This is a genomic window from Atopomonas hussainii (assembly GCF_900109735.1).
In the GTDB taxonomy this organism is placed as follows: domain Bacteria; phylum Pseudomonadota; class Gammaproteobacteria; order Pseudomonadales; family Pseudomonadaceae; genus Atopomonas; species Atopomonas hussainii.
The window spans coordinates 24,788-49,337 of record NZ_FOAS01000006.1; the positions used below are offsets into that span (position 1 = coordinate 24,788).

Below are 24,550 nucleotides of genomic sequence, written 5' to 3' on the forward strand. Positions count from 1 at the left end.
CTTAAGGCAAGGTCAAGCCGCGCTGAAAACAACCCGTGTGACGCTAATCAATACGCTGCCTGCGTAAGCGCAGCGCATTAAAGACCACCGATGCCGAACTGACGCTCATGGCGAGCGCCGCAATCATGGGGGACAGCAAATGCCCGGTGAGCGGATACAACAGCCCTGCAGCCAACGGGATACCCATGGCGTTGTACAAAAAGGCAAAGGTTAAGTTTTGCCGCATGTTTTGCACGGTTGCCAACGACAAGGTCCGGGCGCGCAGGATGCCCATCAAGTCGCCCTTCACTAAGGTCACTTGAGCGCTGTTCATTGCCACATCGGTGCCGGTGCCCATGGCAATACCGACATCGGCACTGGCCAACGCGGGAGCGTCGTTAATACCATCCCCAGCCATGGCCACCCGCCGCCCTAGCTGCTGCTGGGCGGCCACCAGTTGTGCTTTATCTTGGGGTTTAACTTCGCCATGTACTGCGGCAATACCCAACTGTTTAGCCACGGCTTTTGCCGTGGTCAGACCGTCGCCGGTTGCCATAATGACGCTCACGCCTTGCTGTTGCAGCAAGGCAACTGCCTGTTGCGCACTGCCTTTAATGGGGTCCGCCACGGCCAACAAGCCGCCTAGCTGCCCATCGACCGCCAAATACATGATGCTAATCCCCTGCTCGCGCAGTTGCTCTGCGCGCTCGCGAAGCGGGCTGATATCCACCCCCACCTCATCCATCAGGGCAGTATTGCCAAGCTGCAGTTGTCGCCCGTCAACTAGGCCACGCACGCCAATACCAGAGCCCGATTCAAAGGTTTGCGGGGCCACCAATGACAGCCCTTGCTGACGCGCCTCGGCAACAATGGCATGCGCCAGCGGGTGCTCACTGCCTTGATCAAGGCTTGCGGCAAGGCGTAACACCGCGCTATCGGCAAAGTCACCGGCACCCACCGCGCTATGAAAAGCCGGTCGGCCTTCGGTTAAGGTGCCGGTTTTATCCACAATCAAGGTGTTGATCTTGCACAGGTTTTCAATCGCGCTGGCATCGCGAAACAACACCCCTACCCCAGCCGCTTTACCCGTGGACACCATCACCGACATGGGTGTCGCCAAGCCCAGCGCACAGGGGCAGGCAATAATAAGCACCGCTACCGCATTGATCAGGCCAAACACCCAGCCAGCTTCTGGCCCCAATAGCCCCCAGCCGAAGAAGGTCAGCAGCGCGATGCCAATCACGCCGATGACGAAATACCCCGCCACGGCATCCGCCATCCGCTGCATCGGTGCTTTAGAACGCTGCGCATTGGCCACCATTTGCACGATCTGCGCGAGCATGGTTTCGCCGCCAATTTTGCGCGCCTCCATCACTAAGCTACCGTGCGTGTTCATGGTTGCGCCAATCAAGGCATCTTCAGCGCGCTTGGTGACGGGCACCGGCTCGCCGGTCAGCATCGATTCATCTACCGCGCTCTCGCCTTCGAGCACCACGCCGTCAACCGGCACTTTCTCACCAGGGCGTACGCGCAGACGATCACCCACATGCACGTGAGTTAGCGGAATGTCTTCTTCTTGGCCATCAGCGCCAATGCGCCGCGCTGTTTTTGGGGCAAGCCCAAGCAAGGCCTTAATCGCCGCCGAGGTTTGCGAGCGCGCTTTAAGCTCTAACATTTGCCCCAACAAGGTCAGGGAAATAATCACCGCCGCGGCCTCGAAATACACCCCAATCCGGCCATCTTGAATAAAGGCAGCAGGAAACCACTGCGGCACTAAAGTGGCGGCAACGCTATACAGATAAGCGGCGGCAGTGCCTAAGCCGATTAGCGTCCACATATTGGGGCTACGATGGCGTATTGACTGAACGCCACGGACAAAAAACACCCAACCGCCCCAGATAGTCACAGGTGTAGCCAGCACCAACTCAACCCAGTTTTGCGTGCTGCCATGTAACAGCGGCATGGCATGCCCCGCCATGGCTAGTACCGTAACCACCACGGTGAGCGGCAAGGTCCACCAAAACCGGCGTGATAAGTCGATTAACTCGGGGTTGTCTTCCTCTTCCAGCTCCGGCAGCACAGGCTCCAATGACATACCGCAGATAGGGCAATTGCCTGGGCTGGCTTGGCGAATTTCTGGGTGCATGGGGCAGGTATACAGCGCGCCCAGCGGCGCCTCAGCAGGCGCTGCCGAGCGAGACGGTTCAGACGCCGCAACATACTGCAGCGGCGCGGCCTGAAACTTGGTTAAGCACCTTGCACTGCAAAAGCGGTAATGCACCCCAACATAGTCTGCGCTATGCGGGCTATCGTCTTTCACCGGCATGCCGCACACAGGGTCATGCTGCTGTGTTGAGGCTTTCTGCGCAGCGCCGTCGTGGTGATGGTGACAAGAGGAATGGGGCATCGCGCTACGCTCCTTGGTCGTCTTTCGGGGCTCGCTCTTCATGGCGATGAGCGTGACCATGACCACCATGCTGATGGCCAAAGAGGTGCATCAGCGGGCACAGCAACAACAGCGCATACGGCCAGATTTGCGCCAGATGTTCATAGTGTTCGCGCCACACATAAAACAGCGCGATAAGCACCAACATACCCAGCGCAATGGCTTTTTTACTACGCCAGCCCACGGCGCTGGATTGCTCTTCGGGCTTGCTGTCACGCATAACGATGTTCTCCTCTGCTGCTACCTTTCAGCCTAGTCAGGGGCGACGGTTAGCGCTTGACCTGTAGCAATGCCTTATCGCGCACCCTGCAAAAAATGACGGCGCCAACAGGCGCCGTGAGACTCAAGGAGCAACCAACGCTGGTCTCTAGTGGGGATGGGTAACCGCCGACGTTACCCTGCGCACATCACCCGTCAGTGATGGCACTCGTTCGCCTGCATCATCAACTTGTGCTCACGCAGCATCTGCCCCAACACGTCATCCACGAGGCGGTCATGCTTTTCCATCCACGCCAAGTGTTCTTCAGGGGTCATATCCGCTGGCGGATGTTCACTGTGTAGTTCTTGCATGATGCCTTCGAGCATTTGCATGTGTTCACGCATGTGCACATGGCGTTCAGCGGCTGGCGCTTTCTCGGCTTGCAGCAACACGCTCTCGGCCTTATCACGCAACTTTTCGATACGCTCCAAGGCGCGATCACTACCGCCCTCTGCCCAGGTTAATGAAGACAGCAGTAGCGAACCCATCAGCACCAGCGTTTGTAGCGATTTCATAGCGATAATCTCCATCAGGTCATCTCAGGCCGCCTTCGTTATGAAGGCCATGCCCATCTCGTACTTGCAGCTTCACCTTAAGCTGCACACCCTGTTGGCGAGCTGAAGCGAACATTACATTTATGTCAGGTGCTGGCCTCACCCTGTTGTTCTCGGCACACTCGTCAGCATTCAGCTCAGCCAATGAATTCAATAGGTCACGCGAACGATGAAACTACTGGTCGCCGAAGACGAACCTAAAACGGGCGCGTATCTCCAGCAAGGTTTAAGCGAGGCAGGCTTTACCGTTGATTGGGCCAGCACAGGCACCGAGGCACTGCAACTGGCGCTCGACGACAGATATGACTTGCTGATTTTGGACGTGATGATGCCGGGGCTAGACGGCTGGGAAGTGCTGCGCGTGCTACGCACCGCGCACAACCCAATCCCCGTGTTGTTTCTCACCGCTCGCGACGGTGTCGACGACCGCGTCAAAGGCCTTGAGCTAGGCGCCGATGACTACCTCATCAAGCCCTTCGCCTTCTCCGAACTACTGGCTCGCGTGCGCACCCTATTACGCCGCACCAATACAGCCCCCAGCTCACCGCTAATGACCTTGGCTGACTTAGAAGTCGACCTGCTAAAACGCCGCGCCAAGCGGGGCAATAAGCGCATTGACTTAACCGCTAAGGAATTTTCCCTGCTTGAGTTACTACTGCGCCGGCGCGGCGAAATTTTGCCCAAGTCGCTGATTGCCTCGCAGGTATGGGACATGAACTTCGACAGCGATACCAATGTGATTGAGGTGGCCGTGCGCCGCTTGCGCGCCAAAATTGATGACGACTTCGAACTCAAGCTCATCCATACCGCACGGGGCATGGGCTATGTCATGGACGCCCCGGAATGAGCGGCAAACGTGTATCGCTCACCACCCGCATGACGCTGATGTTTACCAGCGCGGTGTTGGTCGTTTTGCTGCTCGCGGGGCTCAGTTTCAGCGTATTAAGCCAGCATCATTTCAAGCAGCTCGACCAACAAACACTCAATGAGAAACTCGACGCCATTGAAAACATGCTTAACCACCCCAGCACGTCACAACACATTGATACGTTACGCCTGCGCTTAACCGCACTGCTGGGTGGCCACCAAGATTTAGCCGCCATTATTCGCAACCAACACGGTGAAATAATCTTTTCCGCCGCCCATGCACTTGAGCCACCCCGCACCGCTAACAACAACGCCCCATCGTTACTGTTTGATTGGCAGCACAACAACAAAAGCTATCGCACCCTAGCGAGCCTGATAAACACGCCCACGCAACAATCGCTCACGGTACAGTTGACCTTAGACATCACCCACCACAGCGATTTTTTTGCCACCTTACAGCGCTGGTTATGGGTAGGTTTAATTATCTGCGCGTTGCTCAGCGCCGCCATCGGCTGGTGGGTTGCGCATCGCGGCTTACTGCCACTGCGCCAAATCGCCATCACGGCGACAACTATCTCCGTTAGCTCGCTGCAAGAGCGCATCCCATTAGAACCCATCCCGTTTGAATTACAGCGTTTAGCCTTAGCCTTCAATGCGATGCTAGAACGCTTAGAAGACGCCTTTGGCCGTCTTTCGAATTTTTCTTCCGATATTGCCCATGAATTAAGAACACCAATCAATAACTTATTAACCCAAACAGAAGTTACCCTCAGCAAGCCGCGTGACAATGCCACCTACCAAGACAACTTGCTCAGTAATCTTGAAGATTTAAAACGCATGTCGCGCATTATCGACGACATGCTATTTCTCGCTAAAGCCGATAACGGGCTGATCACTCCTGAACACAAACCGGTCGCGTTGGATAAGACCGTGCGCAAGCTCTTTGAATACTTCTCTCTGATTGCCGAAGAACGCAACATTCAACTCAAGCTCAATGGCAGCGGCACGACTTACGGCGACCAGTTAATGCTCGAGCGTGCCATTGCTAACGTGCTGACCAACGCGGTGCGCTATTCCACCGCCCAGCAGTGCATTAATGTCGAGATCTCGCAGCGTGCCACCGAGATTCAGCTCAGCATTAGTAATCAGGGCCCAACCATCAACCCCGAGCACATCAACAAGCTGTTTGATCGCTTTTACCGCGCCGACCCTGCGCGCCGCGAAGGCAGCACGTTAAACGCTGGCTTAGGGTTAGCCATCACTCAGTCCATCCTGCGAGCCCACGGCGGTAGCATTCGCTGCCACTCTCAAGACGGGCTCACCACCTTTACCTTGGTATTACCTTTAGCGCCATAACGGCCAACGCTCACTCATGCTGCGCGATAAATTCAGCGCGCCGAACAGCACCAAGCCGGCGTGACAGCTAACCCACCAGAGCAGAATCACCACCACGGCGCTTTGTGCATCGCGCAGGCTGAGCCACAGCAGCGCCGGCACCAGCAGCAAGCCCAAACCGGCGGCCAAACTGAGCTTAATTGCCACGCTTAGGTGGCTTAGCGCATACGGCGCGCCGTGTTCGGGCGCGCGCCAATACAGCCACAGCAAGGCAAAAAAACCAGCCCCTGGCAGCAGTAATAAATTCACTAAGTAGGCGGCCCACGCCTGCTTGGCGAGGGTTTGTTCGGTATCGGTTAGCGTCATTGTGCGGCGCTCCATAAGCCCACGAGTAAAAGCCCCAACAGCAGCGGCCACAGCAGCAGGGCCATACGCCACAGCTTAGGCGCGTGGCGCAGCTCCATAAACTGCTCGCTGATCAGCCAGCTTTTACCCAGCACCATGAGCAACACCCAAGCCGCCCAGCCAACCGCGCCCAACCCCGAGGCCGGCAGCACCAGCACACTCAGCAGCACTAAACACAGGGTCGCTACACACAGCGCACGCGAAGGCATGACGGGCCTACAGCAGCAGATAAAACAGCGCGAACAGCATTACCCACACCAGATCGAGCATGTGCCAGTAGATGCCGGCGCTTTCTAGCGTGCTCAGGGCTAAGGGTTTGCGCCATGCCAAGTGCACGCTTAACAGCAACAACACCAGCAAGCCCAGCAGCACATGCACAAAGTGAAAGCCGCTGATCAGCCAGTACTGGGTAAAAAAACCGCCACTGTCGATGCTTAAACCTTGGCTGGCCAAGTGCTGGTATTCCTGCGCTTTAAGCACGATATAGCCCCAACCGAGGCCTTGCGCGGCCAGCAACCACAGCGCTGCCCTACTCGGCCGCTTACCTCTGACTTGCTCCACGGCGGCCGCTACGCAACTGCCAGCACCGAGCAAGCACAGTGTTAGCGTCACCCCATCGGTTAGCCCCAACGCCTCTGGCCCGGCACTAAAACCTGCCGGATCAAGAAAGCGCGCCACGGCAAAGCCGGCGATCAGCAAGGCAAACACCGAAAGCTCGGCCAGCACAAAAAACCACAGCGCCACATCACCGGGCAGGCGCTGGGCCTGGGTGGTGTTGGCAGGGTTAATCGGCGAGGTGAACATCCACCACATCCATCAACGCGGCAACGGTTTGCAGGTCATCCGACAGCGCCTCACCCAAACACGCCAAGGCGGCTTCGCGCGCAGGCAAACCGGCTTGAATCAAGCGCGCGCAGTAAATCAGCAAACGCGTAGAGGCCACCTCTTCTAAGTCGTGTTGCTCCAAACGCCTCAGCGCCGTGGCCAGTTGCACCAGCTTGGCGGCCAAGCGTGGGTCGGCGCCAGTTTCAGCCTGAATAATCTGCTGTTCTACGGCGCTGTTGGGGTAATCAAAACGCAGCGCCACAAAGCGCTGGCGGGTGCTGGGTTTCATGCCCTTGAGCAGGTTTTGATAGCCGGGGTTGTACGACACCACCAACATAAAACCCGGCGGCGCCTTAAGCAGTTCGCCGGTGCGCTCGAGCGGTAATTCGCGGCGATCATCGGCCAGCGGGTGCAATACCACGGTGGTGTCTTTGCGCGCTTCGACCACCTCATCCAGATAGCAAATACCGCCTTCGCGCACCGCGCGGGTTAGCGGGCCGTCTTGCCACCAGGTGCCTTCACTGCCGACCAAATGACGGCCGACTAAATCAGCGGCGGTTAAGTCGTCGTGACAGGCCACGGTAAACAGCGGCAGGTTTAAGCGCGCCGCCATGTGCTGAATAAAGCGCGTCTTGCCGCAGCCTGTCGGGCCTTTGATCAACACCGGCAAGCCGTGCTGCCAAGCCTGTTCAAACAGCGCCACTTCGTTGGCTTGGCTGGCATAAAACGGCAGCTCGCTGGGTGTTTTTGCGTGCGCATTCATTAGCAAATCCTCTCTCTGCACGGGGCGTAGAGCAGAGGCTAAGGCACTGCTGTAGACGGTGAAACCCCGATCTAACAAGGGCTTGATTCAGATCAAACGCGCTTGAGGGGCTGGCGGTTTAGGGTGTGAGCCATTGCAGATGTTGCTGAATGTTTCCCCCGCTCAGCCATCGCAAAGGTGTCAGGGAGTGCTTGTTGCACCGCCTGGTTGGCAAGGACGCCAGCAAAGGACGCTCCCGCCCTCGAGCGACGCCGTTGGTGATTTGCACACAACAGCCGGGCCGCCTGACCCGCTAAGGAGCGCATTACATGAAAGCCCTTCAACTCAAGACCTTGGCATGGTCTGTCGCTGCCGCCCTGTCGGCCGCCAGCGGCATTGCCATGGCCAACACTGCCCCGGCGATAACCGAGGCCGAGTTCGAGCAAGGTAAAAAAATCTACTTCGAACGCTGCGCCGGTTGCCACGGTGTGCTGCGTAAAGGTGCCACCGGTAAAAACCTTGAGCCGCATTGGAAGAAAACCGATGCCGACGGCAAGGTCACCGAAGGCGGTACCTTAAAGCTGGGCACTAAGCGCCTAGAAAGCATCATCGCCTACGGTACCGAAGGCGGCATGGTGAACTACGACGACATCCTCACCAAGGATGAAATCAACCTGATGGCGCGCTACATCCAGCAAACCCCGGCGATTCCGCCAGAGTTCTCGCTGAATGACATGAAAGACAGCTGGAAACTGCTGGTGCCTAAAGATCAGCGGCCGAAGAAGCAGCTGAACAAGGTCAACCTGAAGAACGTCTTCGCCATCACCCTGCGTGACGCCGGCAAACTGGCCTTGGTCGACGGCGACAACCACAAGATCTGGAAGATTCTCGACACCGGCTATGCGGTACATATCTCGCGTCTGTCGGCTTCGGGCCGCTACGTGTACACCGTGGGCCGCGATGGTTTAACCACCATCATCGACCTGTGGTTTGAAGAGCCCAAAACCGTCGCGACCGTGCGCTTGGGCTCCGACGCCCGTTCAGTGGATACCTCCAAGTTCAAAGGTTACGAAGACAAGTACCTGATCGGTGGCACCTACTGGCCGCCACAGTACTCGATCATGGACGGCGAAACCCTTGAGCCGATCAAAGTGGTGTCCACACGCGGGCAAACCGTGGATGGCGACTACCACCCAGAGCCGCGCGTAGCCTCGATTGTGGCCTCGCACATCAAGCCCGAGTGGGTGGTTAACGTGAAGGAAACCGGACAGATCATTCTGGTGGACTACACCGACCTGAAGAACCTCAAGACCACCACCATTGAGTCGGCCAAGTTCCTCCATGACGGCGGCTGGGATTACTCCAAGCGCTACTTCATGGTGGCGGCGAACGCCTCCAACAAAGTGGCCGCGGTGGATACCAAAGACGGCAAGTTAGCGGCCTTGATTGACACCGCGAAGATCCCCCACCCAGGGCGCGGCGCCAACTTCATTCACCCGCAGTTTGGCCCCGTGTGGACCACCGGTCACTTGGGCGATGCCGTGGTGTCGTTGATCTCCACAGCCTCGGATGAAGCCAAGTACGCCAAGCACAAGGAACACAACTGGAAAGTCGTGCAAGAGCTGAAAATGCCCGGCGCCGGCAACCTGTTTGTGAAGACCCATCCGAAGTCGAAAAACCTCTGGGCCGATGCGCCGATGAACCCCGAGCGGGAAATCGCTGAATCTGTCTATGTCTACGACCTCAATGACTTGAGCAAAGAGCCGCGTCGCCTCGACGTTGCCAAAGACTCGGGCCTGCCAGAAAGCAAGGCGATCCGTCGCGCTACTCACCCGGAATACAACGAAGCCGGTGACGAAGTGTGGATCTCCCTGTGGGGCGGCAAGACCGATCAGTCGGCCATCGTGATCTACGACGACAAGACCCTGAAGCTGAAGAAGGTGATCACTGATCCAGCGATCGTGACCCCCACTGGCAAGTTCAACGTGTTCAACACCATGCAGGACATCTACTGATGCCCAGGCGGCGGGCCTAACCGGCCCGCCTCCCTTCTAGCCTGCAATAGCCGTTACCCACGGCTAAGGACGCAACGATGAAACTGCAACGCCTCTGGGCCCTGTTAAAGAAACCCTCCGCGCGCTACTCGCTGGGCAGCTTGCTGACCATCGGTATCGCCATCGGGATCATCTTTTGGGGCGGTTTCAATACGGTGGTCGAAATGACCAACACCGAACAGTTCTGCCTGTCTTGTCACGAGATGCGCGACAACGTGTATCCCGAATACAAGGAAACCATCCACTACAACAACCGCACCGGCGTGCGTGCTGTGTGTGCCGACTGCCACGTACCGCGTGACTGGACCTACAAGATGATCCGCAAGGTGCAAGCCTCGCGTGAGCTGTGGGGCAAGATCACCGGCAGCATCGACACCCCGGAAAAATTCGAAGCCAAGCGCCTAGAACTGGCCCGCCGCGAATGGGCGCGCATGAAAGCCGCCGACTCACGCGAATGCCGCAACTGCCACGGCTTGGCCTACATGGACACCGCCAAGCAAAAACAACGCGCGCGCAAGCAACACGAAATGGCCCGCGAAGACGGCATGACCTGTATCGATTGCCACAAGGGGATTGCTCACCACAAACCCGAAGGCATGACCGAAGAAGACGAGGAATAACGCTTAGTGAGCGTTTAACCCAGCATGAGGATTAGCACGATGAACAAAAGCCTAATTGCTACCGCCATTGGCGCCGCCCTGAGTGTAAGCTCCGGCGCCTGTCTGGCGGCCGCCCCTGCTGATTGGAGCCAAATCAGCGCGATGGACGTCACCTTGTTCTACCCTGGCGTATCGCCGGTGGAATGGGTCACTAAAGGCGTCGAGCACGGTGGTGCCCGCGCGTTGAAAAAAGGCGAACGCTGCGCCGATTGTCACAGCGAAGAAGCCGCCGATATTGGCCAGCTGATTGTCAGCGGTGAGAAAAACGAACCCAATCCGCCGGCCGGCAAAGCGCCAGCGATTAACGCCAAGGTACAAGCCACCCACGATGGCGAGAACCTTTACCTGCGCTTTACTTGGCAGCAGCCAGCAGCCTCTGGCGGCGCCAAGATGGATGAAACCAACCCAGTCAAAATCGCCTACATGCTCGAAGACGGCAACAAGGTTGAGCTGGCCGAGCAAGGCGGCTGCTGGGGTAGCTGCCACATGGGCGTGCGCACTATGCCCGAGGGCGACGCGCAGAAAACCAAGTACGTGAAAGGCGGCTCGTTGGCCGATGGCGTGTTCTTCGACCTTAATCAATGGCGCAGCGGCGAAAACAAAGCCTACGACGGCTATGTGGCCGAGCAGCGCGTGATGGAAGGCGGCACCGCACTGCAGGGCGCCGAAGGCAAGAATGACAACGGCAACTGGAGCGTGGTGTTCACCCGTAAGTTCGCAGGCGGCGAAGGCGATGTCAGCCTTGCGGCAGGCAAGGTGTACAACTTCGGCTTTGCCATCCACGACGACAGCAGCGATGGCCGTTACCACCATGTATCACTGGGCCTGACCTTAGGCATTGATGCCGAGGCGGATATCAACGCCAAAGCGCAGTAATGCCGGTTAACTAACTCCCGAATAAGCGCTGTGGTCTCCCTGCAGCGCTTTGAGGGGCTGCGGCTCACCCTCGCAGCCCCTCGGTTGTGTGCACGAGCACACCCTCCCATTTCAAGCCGACGTGCCTGCACCTCGGCTTGCTTTTTATCCGCATAACCCTAGCTGTGACATGGTTTTCGGTTGACCCCAATCAAGGAAGCCGCAGTTCGGCCTCGGCATTCTGTACCGGCATGTTGCAGCACACGCTGCGTTAACCCCCGAGCCAAGCCTTGAGGATGGAACGATGAAAAAACTACTACTGCCCCTGATCGCTGTCGGTGTGCTGATTGCCCAGCCGGCACAAGCCGAAGACGGCGCCGCGCTGTTTAAAGCAAAAAATTGTGTGGCCTGCCATAACGTCGAAATGAAGCTGGTCGGCCCTGCGTTTAAAGAAGTGGCGGCCAAATACGCCGGCCAAGCCGATGCCACCGATGTGCTGGCCGCCAGCATTAAAAACGGCGTGAACGGTAAGTGGGGCCCGATCCCCATGCCGCCAAACAATGTCAGTGAGGAGCAAGCCAAGGTCCTCGCCAACTGGGTACTGCAGCAGCAGTAACGGAGCATGGGCATGCACGTTAAACGGCATCCCCACGCACTGTTGATGGTCGCCTTGCTCGGGGCGGTGACCATCGGCAGTTACGGCCACGCCGAGGTGCCGGATGCACCTCGGCAGGCCGACTTAAAGCACCTGCTTAAACAAGACTGCGGCTCTTGCCACGGCACCCGCTTAACCGGCGGCCTAGGCACCCCGCTCACCCCCGAGGCGCTGGCTAATAAGCCTGCCGAAGGGCTTATCGCGACCATTCTGCACGGCCGTCCCGGCAGCGCCATGCCCCCGTGGCAAGGCTTGCTCAGCGAAGACGAAGCCGCCTGGCTGGTCGAGCAACTGCAGCAAGGAACAGCCCTACCATGAACACCCCGAGCATTACTCAGCGTCTGTTGCGCCTCGTTACCCTAGCCAGTGCCATCGGCTTAACCGCCTGCGTCAACACGCCAACGCCGACGCACTCGCTCGGTAGTGGCGACTTTGGTGTGGTGATTGAGCGTGACCACTCCAGCGTGTTGCTGGTTAGCCAAGCACAAATGCGCAGCTTGGCGCGTATCGAAGGCTTGGGCGATTTGTCGCATGCCTCGTTGGTCTATTCGCCCGACCAGCGCTACGCCTATGTGTTTGCCCGCGATGGCGGTTTAAGCAAGCTTGATTTAATCGAGCAGCGCTTGGTCAAACGCATCATACAAGGCGGCAACAGCATCGGCGGCGCGATTAGCCAAGACGGCCGCCTGATTGCCGTAAGCAACTACGAGCCCGGCGGCGTGAAGGTGTTTAACAGCGACACCCTAGAGCTGGTGGCCGACATTCCCGCCACCGCCCTGCCGGGGCAAAACCGCAATGCGCGCACCGTGGGCTTAGTCGATGCCCCCGGCCAACGCTTTGTGTTTAGCCTGTTTGACTCGGATGAAACCTGGCTGGCGGACTTCAGCCAAGCCAGCGCCAGCAACGACTATCAGCCGCAACTGCAGCGTTTTACCGGCATTGGCAAGCAGCCCTACGACGCCCTGCTGACCCCCGACGGCCGCTATTACATCGCCGGCCTGTTTGGTGAAGACGGCATGGCCAAGCTGGATTTATGGCACCCCGAACGCGGTATCGAACGCGTGCTCGATCACTACGGGCGCGGCGAGCAAAAGCTGCCGGTATACAAGATGCCGCACTTAGAAGGCTGGACGGTGGCTGGCGACAAAACCTTTGTGCCCGCCGTGGGCCATCACCAAGTGCTGGTGCTGGACAGCCAAAGCTGGCAGCAAAAAGGCGCCATCGACGTGCTCGGTCAGCCGGTGTTTGTTATGACGCGCCCCGATCACCGGCAAATCTGGGTCAACTTCGCGTACCCCGATAACAGCAAGGTGCAGGTGATCGACAGCGAAAGCCTAAAAGTTATCGCCACCTTAGAGCCCGGCCCTGCCGTGCTGCATATGGAATTTGCCGCACGCGGCCATCGCGTTTGGCTATCGCTGCGCGACGGGCACGAAGTGCAAGTGTGGGACCCCTACACCCTGAAAAAGCTTGCCAGCCTGCCGGCACACAGCCCCAGCGGCATCTTCTTCAGCCATCGCGCACAACAGCTGGGCCTCTGAGATGGACCGCCATAGCCTGATGTGCCAACTGCTGGATCGCTTCCAGAAAGGCCTGCCGCTGTGCGCCAAACCCTATGCGGCAATGGCCGACGAACTAGGCGTTAGCGAAGCCGAGGTACTGTCCTGCCTAGCTGGGCTTGCCGACAGCGGCGTGCTGTCGCGTATTGGCCCGGTGTTTGAGCACCGCCGCGCCGGCGCCAGCACCTTAGCCGCGTTGGCCATCGCCCCGGCTGAGCTCGACCAGGTTGCCGCGCTGGTCTCGGCGCATCCGGCGGTCAATCACAACTACGCCCGCGAGCATCGCTACAACTTATGGTTTGTGGTCACCGGCTGCGACCGCGCGGCCATCGACAGTGCCTTGGCCGATATCGCCACGTTGGCTGGGCAAACGCCGCTGGATTTACCGATGCTGGAGTCCTTCCACATCGACCTCGCCTTTGCCCTCGACCACGCTGCCATCGCCTTAAGCCAACCCAGCCACCGTGCGGAGGTACGCGCATGCCTGCCTTAAGTACCGCACAGCAACTGCACCTGCGCAGCTTGCTCGAACAGGGCCTGCCGCTAACCAGCGAGCCCTATGCGCAGCTGGCCGAACACATTCACAGCGACAGCCACAGCGTGTTGGCCGCCGTGCAGCAGTGGCAAGACGAAGGCTTGTTTCGCCGCTTTGGTTTAGTGGTGCGCCACCACCAACTGGGCTACAAGGCCAACGCCATGCTGGTGCTGGATATTCCCGACGACGCCGTGACCGCCGTGGGCACGCAGCTGGCCGAAGAGCCCCGCGTAACCCTGTGCTACCGCCGCCCGCGCCGTTTACCCGACTGGCCGTATAACTTGTTCTGCATGATTCATGGCCGGGCCCGTGACGAGGTCGAAGGCGAAATCGCCGCCTTGCTGGCCCGCCACCAACTGCACAGCTATCGCCACGACTGGCTGTTCTCCACCCGTGCCTATAAGCAACGCGGCGGCCACTTTGCCGCGTCACCGACACAAGGCCACGGCCATGGATAACGCCGCCCGCGCTTTGCTCAACCGTTTGCAACTGGGCCTGCCGTTGGTGGCAGATCCATGGGGCGCGCTGGCTAGCGAGCTAGGGCAGGAACCCGAGGCCATGCGCCAGCACGTCGCCGACTGGCTGGCCGATGGCACCCTCACCCGCTTTGGCCCCCTGTTTGATGTGGCACGCATGGACGGCGCCTTCACCTTAGCCGCCATGGCCGTGCCCGAAGAGCGCTTCGAAGCGGTACACCAGCAACTACTCACGCTACCCGAAGTGGCGCACAACTACCGCCGCGAGCACGCCTTAAACATGTGGTTTGTGCTGGCCTGCACCGACGCCGAGCAGATCGCCCCAAGCCTTAAGCACATCGAGCAAATCACCGGCCTTGCGGTGTTTAACTTCCCCAAATTGCGAGAGTTCCATGTCCAGCTCTACTTGCCCGTATGACGCCGCGCTGGCCGAGCGGCTGGTAGCCCTCAGCGAAGGCGGTCTGCCACTGGTCGCTAATCCGTGGGCGTGGCTGGCCGAGCAACTCAAGGTCAGCGAAGAGCAGGTCATCGCCCTGCTGCAAGCCATGCAACAACAAGGCGCGCTACGCCGCGTGGCGGCGGTGCCCAACCATTACCGCTTGGGGTATCTGTTTAACGGCATGACGGTGTGGGATGTCGCCGATGAGCACGCCCATGCGCTGGGCGAGCAACTGGCCCAGCTGCCTAATGTTAGTCACTGCTATTTGCGCCCACGGCACCTGCCGCAGTGGCCCTACAACCTCTTCGCCATGCTGCACGCCAAAAGCCGTGCCGAGCTAGATAACCAACGCGCCGAACTGGCTGCCTTGCTCGGCCCCGCCTGCCAGCGCAGCGACATGCTGGTCAGCAGCCGCATCTTAAAGAAAACCGGCCTGCGCACCCGCCGTCCCGCCACATCTGAAGGAGACTCCCATGCTGCGTCTTAGCCATTACCTGCGCCAGCTGCACAGTGCTCCCAACCCGCAAAGTGCGCGCAAACCGCCGCTGATTAACCGCGACAGCCCCGTGGTGATCTGGAACCTCATCCGCCGCTGCAATCTGACCTGCCGCCACTGTTATTCAACCTCCACCGATACCGACTTCGCCGGCGAGCTATCGACCGCCGAAGCCCATGCGGTGATCGACCAGCTCAACGAGGCCGGCGTGCGGGTGCTGATTTTATCCGGCGGCGAGCCACTGCTTCGTCCGGATGTGTTCGAGCTGGCCGATCACGCCCGCGAACTGGGTTTTTACGTGGCGTTGTCTACCAACGGCACACTGATCGACGAGGCCATCTTGCCGCGCATCGCCGCTGCGCAGTTCGACTATGTCGGCATCAGCTTGGATGGTCTGCGCGACACCCACACCTACATGCGCCGCGACCCGACCGCCTACGACAAGAGCCTTGAGGCCGTGCGCCTGTGCCGCAGCGCAGGCATAAAAGTAGGCCTGCGCACCACGCTCAATCAGCACAACGCCAGCGAACTACCGGCGGTGCTGGATTTAATGCACGAGCTGGATGTGCAGAAGTTTTACCTCTCGCACCTCAACTACAGCGGGCGCGGCAAACACCACCGCAAACAAGACGCCCACCTGCGCATGACCCGCGAAGCGGTGGATTTACTGATTCAGCGCGCTTGGTCGGATATCTGCCACGGCCTGAATACCGAATACGTTACCGGCAATAACGACGCCGACGCCGTGCGCCTGCTCGACTGGGCCAGCCAGCATCGCCCCGACGACTACCAACGCCTGCACGCCATGCTCACCCGCTGGGGCGGCAATGCCACGGGCTCGAGCATCGCCAACATCGACAACGTGGGCGAAGTACACCCCGACACCTACTGGTGGCACTACAGCGTGGGCAATGTGCGCAAGCGCTCGTTCAAAGACATCTGGTTCGACCAGCCCGACGTGCTACTCACCGAACTGCGCCGCCGCCCACGCCCGCTCGGTGGCCGTTGCGGCAGTTGCCAATGGTTGGAGGTGTGCGGCGGCAACACCCGCACCCGCGCTTGGGCGACCAGTGGCGAGCTGTGGGCCGAAGACCCCGGCTGCTACTTAACCGATGCGGAAATCGGTTTAACCGACAAGCGCATCGCCGCCGTGCAAAGCGCCACCTGAGCCGCACTTGATTTAACACAAGGCCGCGCGCGGGCTGACATGCGGATCATAAGCCAGCACCGTGACGCGCCGACAAGGAGCCCCCGATGAACGCTGTGCCCCCGAGCTTTACCCAAGATGCGCTGCGCTATGGCGAAGTCGCCCTGATTGGCGCCGGCCCCGGCGACCCCGGCTTACTCACCCTGCGTGCTTGGCAACTGATGCAACAAGCCGACGTGGTGGTCTATGACCGCTTGGTGAGCGCCGAAATCATGGCCATGCTGCCCAACCGCTGCGTGCGCCGCTACGTAGGCAAAGCCTGTGGCGCACACAGCCTGCCGCAAGAAGAGATCAATCAACTGCTGGTCGATTTAGCCCACGAGCAAAAGCGTGTGGTGCGCCTAAAAGGCGGCGACCCGTTTGTATTTGGTCGCGGGGGCGAAGAGCTCGAACACCTGCTGGCCAATGGCGTGCCCTGCGTGCTGGTGCCCGGCGTTACTGCCGCCAGCGGTTGCACCACATTGGCGGGCATTCCGCTCACCCATCGCAAACTGGCGCGCAGCTGCCAATTTATTACCGGCCATCTTCAAGCCGATGGCGAACTACTGCTGCCTTGGGCGCAACTGGCCGCACCGGAGCAAACCTTAGTCTTCTATATGGGCTTAGGCAGCCTGCCGATTATTCGTCGCCAGCTGGTCGAGCACGGCCTGAGCGCCACCACCCCCGCAGCGCTGATCAGCCACGGCTGTAGCGAACGCCAACAAGTGCTGCGCGCCACCCTCGACACCTTGCCGCAGCTGGCTGCCGATGCGCAGTTAAAACCGCCCACCTTGATTGTGATTGGTGCCGTGGTCGGTCTGTTTGAACAGGCCGACGTACAGCACCCCGGGCGCATTCGCGCCGCAGAACCTGAATTTATTGCCGTAGGAGCCAGCTCATGCAGCGCTTAAGCCTACTGGCCGCGGTTTTACTGCCTCTGGTAGCCCATGCCGAAAGCCCAAAGGTAGACGCCGAGGCGCTGTATCAGCAGCACTGCCAAAGCTGTCACGCCCCAGGCCGCTTAGGTGCGCAAGGCCCTGCCTTGCTGCCAGAAAGCCTCGCGCGCTTACCGCAAAAAGCTGCCGTGCAGGTGATTCGCGATGGCCGTCCAGCCACGCAAATGCCGGCCTTTGCCGAGCAGCTTTCCAGCACGCAAATCGACCAGCTGGCCGCTTACTTATATCAACCGCCCGCCGAGCCGCCGCACTGGGACAAAGCCGCCATCCGCGCCAGTCATACCGTCTTCACCCCGCGTGCCGAGCTACCCGCTAAGCCAGTGTTTAAAGCCGACCCGCTGAACCTGTTCGTGGTGGTGGAAAGCGGTAATCACCATATCAATATCCTCGATGGTGACCGCTTCGAGGTGATCACCCGCTTCCCCACTCACTACGCCCTGCATGGCGGGCCAAAATTCTCCCCCGATGGGCGCTTTGTGTTCTGGGCTTCGCGCGATGGCTGGGTGACGCAATACGACCTGTGGAACTTAAAACCCGTGGCACAAATTCGCGCGGGCATTAACACCCGCAATATCGCCAGCAGCCAAGATGGCCGCTACCTGATGGTGGCCAACTACCTGCCCAACTCGCTGGTGGTGCTCAACGCCGAAGACTTAAGCCTAAATCGCATCATCGAGGTCAAAGACCAACAAGGCACCCCGTCGCGGGTTAGCGCTGTGTACACCGCCCCGCCGCGCAATAGCTTTATTGCCGCGCTAAAAGACGTCGAAGAAATCTGGGAAATCCCCTACGACCAAACCGATATGCCGCTGCGACGCATCCGCGCCGGCGATTACTTAGACGACTTCTCGTTCGACCCCGACTATCGCCATCTGCTGGCCACCTCGCGCGACAGCCATGGCGGTCAAGTGATCGACCTCGACGCCGGCAAAGTGATCAAAAAGATCCCCCTCAAAGGCATGCCACACTTGGGCTCGGGCATCACGTGGCAGTGGCAAGGCCGCCCCGTGATGGCCACCCCGAATATCCAGCAAGGCCAGCTGTCGGTCATCGCGTTGGATAACTGGCAGATCATCAAAGAAATCCCCACCGAGGGCCCGGGCTTCTTCCTGCGCAGTCACGCCAATAGCCCCTACGCATGGACCGATGTTTTCTTCGGCCCCAACCAAGAAGTGGTGCAGGTGATCGACAAAGCCAACCTAAGCGTGGCGAAAACCCTGCGCCCCATGCCGGGCAAAAACGCCGCGCACGTCGAGTTCGACCGCTACGGCAAACACGTGCTGCTGAGTGTGTGGGACAAAGACGGCGCGCTGATCATCTACAACGCCGACACGCTGGAAGAAATCAAACGCCTGCCGATGAACAAACCCTCCGGCAAGTACAACGTGTTCAACAAAATCAACTATGCCGAAGGCACCTCGCACTAAGCTAAGCCAGCACAGGGCCGCGCTGCTCGGCGCCGTCCTGCTGCTGGCCGCAACGAGTGCTAGCGCCGCCTGCCCCAATCCCGCCCTGCCCGTGTTAGAGCACGCCGGCGCCGTGTACCTACAAAGTAAACCCGGCTACTTAGTGCTCTGCGATGGACAAACAACCCGCGAACACCCACTGCAAAACCGCGACGCCAGCCAAAGCACACGCTACATAAATGGCCATTGGCACTTCAGCAACCGTACAAGTTTTGTGGTGCTGATCAGCGCCATCAATGAAGTTTGGGAACTCAGCTACAACCCGCGCACCCCGGACATCCCCAGCGGCAAAATCCACGACTTCCAATACCGCGAAGGCGCATTCATCCCCGGCTACCTAAACCCACAACGCGGCCGCCTAACGCACCCCGCGCCCACGCAAGCACAAGCAGAGCTCACCGAGCCTGTGGCTCGACTACGCCAGCCAGCGCCGCTTCTATCATCTTGATGTGCGGAAACTGATACCCGCCTCCGCCACCCCGCGCTAATCGCTTTGCAGCCCAGCGCTCGACACTTGCTGATAAACTGGCCGCCCTGCTTAACCCGCACCGCACAAAGATCGTCTGCATGTCGTTAGAAAACACCGCCACCACCCCCACACTATCGCGCCGCTTCTGCGTGGCGCCGATGATGGATTTGACCGACCGTCATTGCCGCTATTTTTTGCGCCAGCTCTCGCAGCATGCCTTGCTGTATACCGAGATGGTCACCACCGGGGCCTTGTTGCATGGCGATACCGAGCGTTTTCTGCGTTATCACGCCGATGAGCACCCGCTAGCCATTCAGCTGGGCGGTAGCAACCCTGCTGACTTAGCCGCCTGTGCCAAGCTGGCTGAGGCTGCCGGTTATGCCGAAGTGAACTTAAACGTCGGCTGCCCTAGCGATCGGGTGCAGAACAACATGATCGGCGCATGCTTGATGGCACACCCGCAGCTGGTTGCCGACTGTGTGAAAGCCATGCGCGATGCGGTGCAAACGCCGGTCACAGTTAAGCACCGCATTGGCATCAATGGCCGCGAGAGCTATGCCGAGCTGTGCGATTTTGTCGGCAGCATTGCTGACGCCGGCTGCGAAACCTTTATCGCCCATGCCCGCATCGCCATTCTTGAGGGCCTATCGCCAAAAGAGAACCGCGAAATTCCGCCGCTGAAATACGACTTGGTGTATCAACTCAAGCGCGATTTCCCGGCCCTTGAGATCATCATTAATGGCGGCATTAAAACCCTCGCCGAGTGCCAAGCGCACCTGCAGCACTGCGACGGGGTGATGCTCGGCCGCGAGGCCTACCATAACGCCTACCTGCTGGCCGAAGTGGACGCCGCACTGTTTGACGCCCAGCACCCTGCGCCGACGCGCGAGCAAGCCTTGCGCGCCCTGCGCCCGTATCTTGAGCAGCATTTGGCCGAAGGTGGCGCGCTGCACCACGTCACGCGGCATGTGCTTGGGCTGGCGCAAGGTTTTCCCGGTGCGCGGCAATTCCGCCAACTGTTGTCGACAAACGTGCATAAAGCTGCCGACCCACTGGGCCTGTTCGATCAAGCCTGTGCCTTGCTGGAAGGCCGCTAAACCCTGAATCTGGCCTAAAAAGCGGCGCTAACACCACGATTTATCAGGTTTTTCTGCGTCACGATTGTCTTGTTCATGGCGCATCCGTTATGGTCGAGCAAAGACCAACAACAAGGCCGTTGTATGACCAGCAAGCTCGACCAATTACGTGCCATGACCACGGTTGTGGCCGATACCGGCGACCTCGACGCCATTGCCAAACTCACCCCTGTCGATGCCACCACCAATCCGTCGTTATTGCTCAAGGCCGCGCAGCTGCCGCGCTATGCGCAAGCCTTAGCCGAGGCACGCAGCCAAGCTGGCGGCGATGTCGCCAAAGCGTGCGATCTATTTGCGGTGCGCGTGGGTGAAGAGATTCTGCGTCTGATTCCCGGCCGCGTATCGACCGAAGTGGATGCGCGCCTGTCGTTTGCTAGCGAAGCAACCTACGCCAAAGCGATGAACTTGGTTGAGCTGTATAACCAGCGCGGCATTGGTACCGAGCGCCTACTGATCAAGATCGCCTCCACGTGGGAAGGCATCAAAGCCGCCGAGCGCTTAGAAAAAGCCGGCGTGCAGTGCAACCTCACCCTGCTGTTTGCCTTTGCCCAAGCCAGCGCCTGTGCCGATGCCGGGGTGACGTTAATTTCACCGTTCGTGGGGCGCATTTACGATTGGTATAAACAGCAAACCGGCATTGACTATCAAGGCAGTGAAGACCCCGGTGTGCAGTCGGTCAGCCGTATTTATCGCTACTACAAGCAAAACGGCTACAACACCGTGGTGATGGGCGCGAGCTTCCGTAACACCGGGCAGATCGAGGCGCTAGCCGGTTGCGACCGCCTGACCATTAGCCCAGCATTGTTAGAGTCTTTGGCTGCTGATCAAGGCTCGCTGACTCAGCAACTGCAGGCCGGGCAAGCTGGCGAGGCGCGCCAAGTGCTGGATGAAAACGCCTTCCGCTGGGCACTGAATGAAGATGCCATGGCTACCGAGAAGCTTGCCGAAGGCATTCGCTTATTCGCCGCCGACCAGCTAAAACTAGAGGCGCTGCTGGCCTGATAACCGGCATAAAAAAGCCCGCTTGATCAGGCTGTGTCAAAACGTCGCGAGCGTAGGCTAGGCAAGGCAAAAACAGGCGAAAAAGCGCAGTTTACGTGTGGTAAATGAGCATTTTGAGCCTGTTTTTAACGCCGCATAGCCAAGCGCAGTAGTTTTCACACAGTCTGTTGATAGCGGGCTTTTTGCAGCGTGTTGGCTGCGCTTAATGCTCTAGCGCGTGCACTAAATCACTAAAGGCGGCGCGGTTGTTGGCATTCAGGCCCATCAAAATCTTGTGTGCTTCCAGTACTTTGGCTTTGACCTCGGCTTCAGACACGTCTTGCTCAGGCAAGTCGGCACAATCGATACAAGGCGCCGGGCCATTGATCAGGTTAAACACTTGATCAAAGCCCATCGACAACAACAAGCGGCTGATATCTTCACTGTCGCTGACGATGGTTGGCAGCAAGCCAATTTTCTCGCGCGACAAAATAGACAGCTTGGCCAATAGGCCCAGCGAGGTACTGTCGATGCACGACGTTTCGGTGAGATCGATAATGATGGCGCGAAATTTCAACGCCGAGAAAATCTTCTCGATGGTGTAATCCAGCGTCGCGCACAGCGTCAGGCGCACATCACCTAGAAACTTGAGGACGAACATGCCGTCCTGCTCGGCAAACTGGATTTGCCCGGTACTCATTGCAGGTTCCTGCTCAACACCAGCAAGGCAATATCATCTGGGATATCTTTCAATTTGGCCAGCCCCAATTCACTGCGCAGGCCATCCAATGTGCCCCCAGAACGTTCAATCAAGCCCGGCAGACTGGCCTCTTTGGCTTTTAAGGTATCGCCGGGAATCAGCTCAAGAATGCCGTCAGACATCATCACCAAGGCGAATTCCGCCGGCAAGCTAACGCTGTGATCGTCGTATTTGGCCTTGGCGAACAAGCCAACCGGCAAGCCACGACCCGGCAAAAATTCGGCCTTGCCCTGCTGCAACAGCACGGGCAGCGGCAAATGACCACCAACGCTGTAGTGCAGCGTATTGCTACGCAAATCGATAACCCCGCCGAGCATAGTCACGTGCTTGCCCAATTTGCAGTTGATCAGGCCGCGGTTGATGCTATCGAGCACCTCGGAAGGCGCAAAGGTTTCGCGATCGTTACGGCGAAACTCATACAGCAAACGCGTGGTCATAAACTTCAGCAGCACCGTCGCGAACGCCGATGAGGCACCGTGCCCAGAGACATCGGCCAGATAAAACGCCAGCAAGTGATCATTGACCTGAAAGTAGTCAATAAAATCGCCAGACAAATACAACGACGGGGTGATCTGGTGACTGAAGGTAAAGCCGCTGGCCTGCCAAGGGGTGGGCGGCAGAATGTTCATCTGCAGCTGACGGCCTGCGGCCTGATCGTCTTCCAAAACACGCAAGCTGGCTTTCAATTCGCGATTGGCAGCTTCTAGCTCATGCCGGTAGCGGGCATTTTCAGCCTCTAGCCGTGCATGCTCTAACGCTTTATTTACCGCGTGCTCGAGCATGCTCAAATCATGTACCGGTTTGATCAGGTAGTCGCTGGCACCTAAGCGAAGCGCCTGCACAACGTCGCCCATCACACCGGCGCCAGAGATGACAATGACCGGCAACTGTGGGTAATGCTCCTTGACCTGTCGAATCAGGCTTAGGCCATCCATCTTGGGCATTCGCAAGTCGCACAAGAGCAAATCAAACGTTTGCTGCTTGAGCACGGCCAAGGCTTGGAGGCCATCGGCAGCTTGTGCAACCTGATGGCCGGAGTCTTCGAGGTAGGCCGCCAAACTGTGGCGTACCACCTCTTCATCGTCCACCAACAGCAAGCGTGCGTGCGGTGCTTCGGTTATCGGCAAATCCAGCCCTACCCTGTCCAGTGGCTATCGCGTTGCGACACTACTCCCATGCCAAGCATGGTTCAAGGCAATCATAGTCGCTGTGAGGGTGTGACATAGCCGATCTTCATGACGGCTGCATGGCCAGTCGTCGGCTCTAACCTTTACAGCCACCATATATGGGGTTTAATTGAAAGTAGGAGCACAACAACGAGGACAGCGTCCATGAGTATGACGGATCGAGCTTACAGCGAAAAACGCGATTTCATCCGCATGCAGGTCGAAGCAGCCGCCACCCTGAAATATGCGGGGCAAAGCGTGAGTGCCACTTGCCGAGACCTATCCAGCACAGGCATGCAGCTTGAGGCCGCTTGCGTACCCAGCGTGGGTGAGCATGTGGAAGTCGCGATTGAGTCAGACCACCCTTCATTACGCGGCTTGGAAGTCACGGGGGAAATCAAACGCGTGGAAGAGTTAGACAATGGCAATAGCCTGATCGGCATCCATATCACTGCCATGCGCTGACACGCGTAGGCACTCAACAGCCATAAAAAAGGCGGCTACCTTTCGGAGCCGCCTTTTTTGTACCTATTTTTGTGGCTAACAGCTGCGTGAAGAAACCTTAGAAATCGTCTTCGACCACGCCGTCGTTGATCAGGTAATCACGGCGCTGCAGGTAGGCATTACGAATGAAGGTGTACTTGTCGCCGGTGATGAGTTTTTCCGACTCCAGCAGATCGGCACGCGTGTCGATTACGTTGGTAGCGGTAATGCTGTTACGGGTTGGCACGTGACCAATATTGCCGACCATGATGCGCGTGGTGTCGGCCAGTGTGCCGGTGAAGTCACGCGGGGTGCTGGGGCCTAAGAACGGCACCATTACGTATGGGCCACTACCTAAGCCCCAAACGGCCAAGGTTTGGCCAAAGTCTTCATTGCTGCGAGTTAAGCCGGCATGCGTGGCTACGTCAAAGAAACCCAGCAAGCCAACGGTGGTGTTAATCAGCAAACGGGCGGTGTCTACACCGGCGTTGTGCAGCTTGCCTTGCAGCAGGTTGTTAGCCAGGTTATTCACCTCGCCCACGTTATCAAAGACATTGCTGATGCCATCGTCGAGAATCTGCGGGGTGACATAGTTGTAACCCTTGGCGATGGGGCGCAAAGCGTAAGTATCTAAGGTGTCGTTAAAGGTGAAAACCGGACGGTTAAAGCTCTCCCATGGATCAACATGCTCGTCAGCATGGGCGCCAACAGAAAGCACGCCGGCTGATAAGCTCAGCAGCAGCGCAGAAAGAGTGAGGTGAACACGGCGCATAGGAATTATTCCTCCATGAGATGATGCGTACACGG

At 58.6% G+C, this 24,550-nt stretch carries 29 protein-coding genes; 19 read left to right on the top strand and 10 right to left on the bottom strand.

The window, feature by feature from the left end; genetic code table 11:
- Positions 1–43 precede the first annotated feature (43 nt).
- From BMX80_RS06935 to BMX80_RS06945, 3 genes are all read right to left on the bottom strand, one after another.
- Positions 44–2,386 carry a heavy metal translocating P-type ATPase gene (locus BMX80_RS06935; protein ID WP_074866735.1) on the bottom strand — a complete coding sequence of 781 codons (2,343 nt, stop codon included), beginning with the start codon at positions 2,384–2,386 and terminating at the stop codon, positions 44–46.
- A gap of 4 nt (positions 2,387–2,390) precedes the next feature.
- Entirely contained in the window at positions 2,391–2,645 is a 255-nt protein-coding gene (locus BMX80_RS06940; RefSeq protein WP_074866739.1) for a DUF2933 domain-containing protein, read from the bottom strand.
- Positions 2,646–2,839: 194 nt separating this feature from the next.
- Positions 2,840–3,199 carry a co-regulatory protein PtrA N-terminal domain-containing protein gene (locus tag BMX80_RS06945; RefSeq protein ID WP_074867033.1) on the bottom strand — a complete coding sequence of 120 codons (360 nt, stop codon included), beginning with the start codon at positions 3,197–3,199 and terminating at the stop codon, positions 2,840–2,842.
- 208 nt (positions 3,200–3,407) lie between these two features.
- Between BMX80_RS06945 and BMX80_RS06950 the strand changes: the two genes are divergently transcribed.
- Positions 3,408–4,085: a heavy metal response regulator transcription factor gene (locus BMX80_RS06950; protein WP_074866741.1), complete on the top strand. Its 678-nt coding sequence runs from the start codon at positions 3,408–3,410 to the stop codon at positions 4,083–4,085.
- A complete protein-coding gene (locus BMX80_RS06955; RefSeq protein ID WP_074866744.1) occupies positions 4,082–5,461 on the top strand; it encodes a heavy metal sensor histidine kinase in 1,380 nt (459 codons plus the stop codon). The genes BMX80_RS06950 and BMX80_RS06955 overlap by 4 nt, the downstream gene beginning before the upstream one ends.
- Here the strand turns inward: BMX80_RS06955 and BMX80_RS06960 are convergent.
- The 4 genes from BMX80_RS06960 to BMX80_RS06975 are packed head-to-tail and all read right to left on the bottom strand — an operon-like array spanning position 5,450 to position 7,433.
- Complete coding sequence (locus BMX80_RS06960) at positions 5,450–5,806, bottom strand: hypothetical protein (RefSeq protein ID WP_074866746.1); 357 nt, start codon at positions 5,804–5,806, stop codon at positions 5,450–5,452. The genes BMX80_RS06955 and BMX80_RS06960 overlap by 12 nt on opposite strands.
- Entirely contained in the window at positions 5,803–6,054 is a 252-nt protein-coding gene (locus BMX80_RS06965) for a cytochrome C oxidase subunit IV family protein (protein WP_074866749.1), read from the bottom strand. Before BMX80_RS06965 ends, BMX80_RS06960 begins: the two co-directional genes overlap by 4 nt.
- A 7-nt stretch (positions 6,055–6,061) precedes the next feature.
- The gene (locus BMX80_RS06970) at positions 6,062–6,649 is read right to left on the bottom strand and encodes a cytochrome c oxidase subunit 3 (protein WP_074866752.1); all 588 of its coding nucleotides are present in this window, start codon (positions 6,647–6,649) and stop codon (positions 6,062–6,064) included.
- Positions 6,630–7,433, bottom strand: a complete 804-nt coding sequence (locus tag BMX80_RS06975; RefSeq protein WP_074866754.1) for a CbbQ/NirQ/NorQ/GpvN family protein — start codon at positions 7,431–7,433, stop codon at positions 6,630–6,632. The genes BMX80_RS06970 and BMX80_RS06975 overlap by 20 nt, the downstream gene beginning before the upstream one ends.
- A 380-nt stretch (positions 7,434–7,813) precedes the next feature.
- Here BMX80_RS06975 and BMX80_RS06980 point away from each other — a divergent pair, with 380 nt between their 5' ends.
- From BMX80_RS06980 to tal, 16 genes are all read left to right on the top strand, one after another.
- The gene (locus tag BMX80_RS06980) at positions 7,814–9,427 is read left to right on the top strand and encodes a cytochrome D1 domain-containing protein (protein WP_407922783.1); all 1,614 of its coding nucleotides are present in this window, start codon (positions 7,814–7,816) and stop codon (positions 9,425–9,427) included.
- A gap of 77 nt (positions 9,428–9,504) precedes the next feature.
- Entirely contained in the window at positions 9,505–10,086 is a 582-nt protein-coding gene (locus BMX80_RS06985) for a NapC/NirT family cytochrome c (protein WP_074866760.1), read from the top strand.
- A gap of 39 nt (positions 10,087–10,125) precedes the next feature.
- The gene (locus tag BMX80_RS06990) at positions 10,126–11,001 is read left to right on the top strand and encodes an ethylbenzene dehydrogenase-related protein (protein ID WP_074866763.1); all 876 of its coding nucleotides are present in this window, start codon (positions 10,126–10,128) and stop codon (positions 10,999–11,001) included.
- A gap of 283 nt (positions 11,002–11,284) precedes the next feature.
- Entirely contained in the window at positions 11,285–11,596 is a 312-nt protein-coding gene (locus tag BMX80_RS06995; RefSeq protein WP_074866766.1) for a c-type cytochrome, read from the top strand.
- Positions 11,597–11,608: 12 nt separating this feature from the next.
- Positions 11,609–11,953: a c-type cytochrome gene (locus tag BMX80_RS07000; RefSeq protein WP_139214037.1), complete on the top strand. Its 345-nt coding sequence runs from the start codon at positions 11,609–11,611 to the stop codon at positions 11,951–11,953.
- Between the two features lie 23 nt (positions 11,954–11,976).
- Positions 11,977–13,176 (top strand): cytochrome D1 domain-containing protein, encoded by a 1,200-nt coding sequence (locus tag BMX80_RS07005; RefSeq protein WP_074867037.1) that lies wholly within the window; start codon positions 11,977–11,979, stop codon positions 13,174–13,176.
- Between the two features lies 1 nt (position 13,177).
- Positions 13,178–13,687: an Lrp/AsnC family transcriptional regulator gene (locus BMX80_RS07010; protein ID WP_074866769.1), complete on the top strand. Its 510-nt coding sequence runs from the start codon at positions 13,178–13,180 to the stop codon at positions 13,685–13,687.
- Positions 13,675–14,187, top strand: a complete 513-nt coding sequence (gene ahbB, locus BMX80_RS07015) for a siroheme decarboxylase subunit beta (protein ID WP_074866772.1) — start codon at positions 13,675–13,677, stop codon at positions 14,185–14,187. Before BMX80_RS07010 ends, ahbB (BMX80_RS07015) begins: the two co-directional genes overlap by 13 nt.
- On the top strand, positions 14,180–14,623 hold the full coding sequence (locus tag BMX80_RS07020) for an Lrp/AsnC family transcriptional regulator (RefSeq protein WP_074866774.1): 444 nt from the start codon (positions 14,180–14,182) through the stop codon (positions 14,621–14,623). The genes ahbB (BMX80_RS07015) and BMX80_RS07020 overlap by 8 nt, the downstream gene beginning before the upstream one ends.
- Entirely contained in the window at positions 14,598–15,131 is a 534-nt protein-coding gene (ahbB, locus tag BMX80_RS07025) for a siroheme decarboxylase subunit beta (protein ID WP_074866776.1), read from the top strand. The genes BMX80_RS07020 and ahbB (BMX80_RS07025) overlap by 26 nt, the downstream gene beginning before the upstream one ends.
- Entirely contained in the window at positions 15,118–16,308 is a 1,191-nt protein-coding gene (nirJ, locus tag BMX80_RS07030) for a heme d1 biosynthesis radical SAM protein NirJ (RefSeq protein ID WP_074866779.1), read from the top strand. The genes ahbB (BMX80_RS07025) and nirJ overlap by 14 nt, the downstream gene beginning before the upstream one ends.
- A gap of 86 nt (positions 16,309–16,394) precedes the next feature.
- Positions 16,395–17,237 carry a uroporphyrinogen-III C-methyltransferase gene (gene cobA / locus BMX80_RS07035; RefSeq protein ID WP_074866783.1) on the top strand — a complete coding sequence of 281 codons (843 nt, stop codon included), beginning with the start codon at positions 16,395–16,397 and terminating at the stop codon, positions 17,235–17,237.
- A complete protein-coding gene (locus BMX80_RS07040) occupies positions 17,225–18,709 on the top strand; it encodes a cytochrome D1 domain-containing protein (protein ID WP_074866786.1) in 1,485 nt (494 codons plus the stop codon). The genes cobA and BMX80_RS07040 overlap by 13 nt, the downstream gene beginning before the upstream one ends.
- Entirely contained in the window at positions 18,687–19,196 is a 510-nt protein-coding gene (locus BMX80_RS07045) for a hypothetical protein (RefSeq protein WP_074866789.1), read from the top strand. Before BMX80_RS07040 ends, BMX80_RS07045 begins: the two co-directional genes overlap by 23 nt.
- Positions 19,197–19,315: 119 nt before the next feature.
- Positions 19,316–20,314 (top strand): tRNA dihydrouridine(20/20a) synthase DusA, encoded by a 999-nt coding sequence (gene dusA / locus BMX80_RS07050; RefSeq protein WP_074866792.1) that lies wholly within the window; start codon positions 19,316–19,318, stop codon positions 20,312–20,314.
- 123 nt (positions 20,315–20,437) lie between these two features.
- Positions 20,438–21,355: a transaldolase gene (gene tal, locus BMX80_RS07055; RefSeq protein ID WP_074866796.1), complete on the top strand. Its 918-nt coding sequence runs from the start codon at positions 20,438–20,440 to the stop codon at positions 21,353–21,355.
- 202 nt (positions 21,356–21,557) lie between these two features.
- On the opposite strand, the gene rssC is transcribed toward tal, so the two are convergent.
- Both rssC and BMX80_RS07065 read right to left on the bottom strand, forming a co-directional pair.
- A complete protein-coding gene (rssC, locus tag BMX80_RS07060; RefSeq protein WP_071870308.1) occupies positions 21,558–22,034 on the bottom strand; it encodes an anti-sigma factor antagonist RssC in 477 nt (158 codons plus the stop codon).
- A complete protein-coding gene (locus BMX80_RS07065; protein ID WP_071870722.1) occupies positions 22,031–23,215 on the bottom strand; it encodes a SpoIIE family protein phosphatase in 1,185 nt (394 codons plus the stop codon). The genes rssC and BMX80_RS07065 overlap by 4 nt, the downstream gene beginning before the upstream one ends.
- 210 nt (positions 23,216–23,425) lie before the next feature.
- Between BMX80_RS07065 and BMX80_RS07070 the strand changes: the two genes are divergently transcribed.
- Positions 23,426–23,725 (top strand): PilZ domain-containing protein, encoded by a 300-nt coding sequence (locus BMX80_RS07070; RefSeq protein ID WP_074866798.1) that lies wholly within the window; start codon positions 23,426–23,428, stop codon positions 23,723–23,725.
- Positions 23,726–23,822: 97 nt separating this feature from the next.
- On the opposite strand, the gene BMX80_RS07075 is transcribed toward BMX80_RS07070, so the two are convergent.
- Complete coding sequence (locus tag BMX80_RS07075; protein ID WP_074866802.1) at positions 23,823–24,515, bottom strand: MlaA family lipoprotein; 693 nt, start codon at positions 24,513–24,515, stop codon at positions 23,823–23,825.
- Between the last annotated feature and the right edge of the window lie 35 nt (positions 24,516–24,550).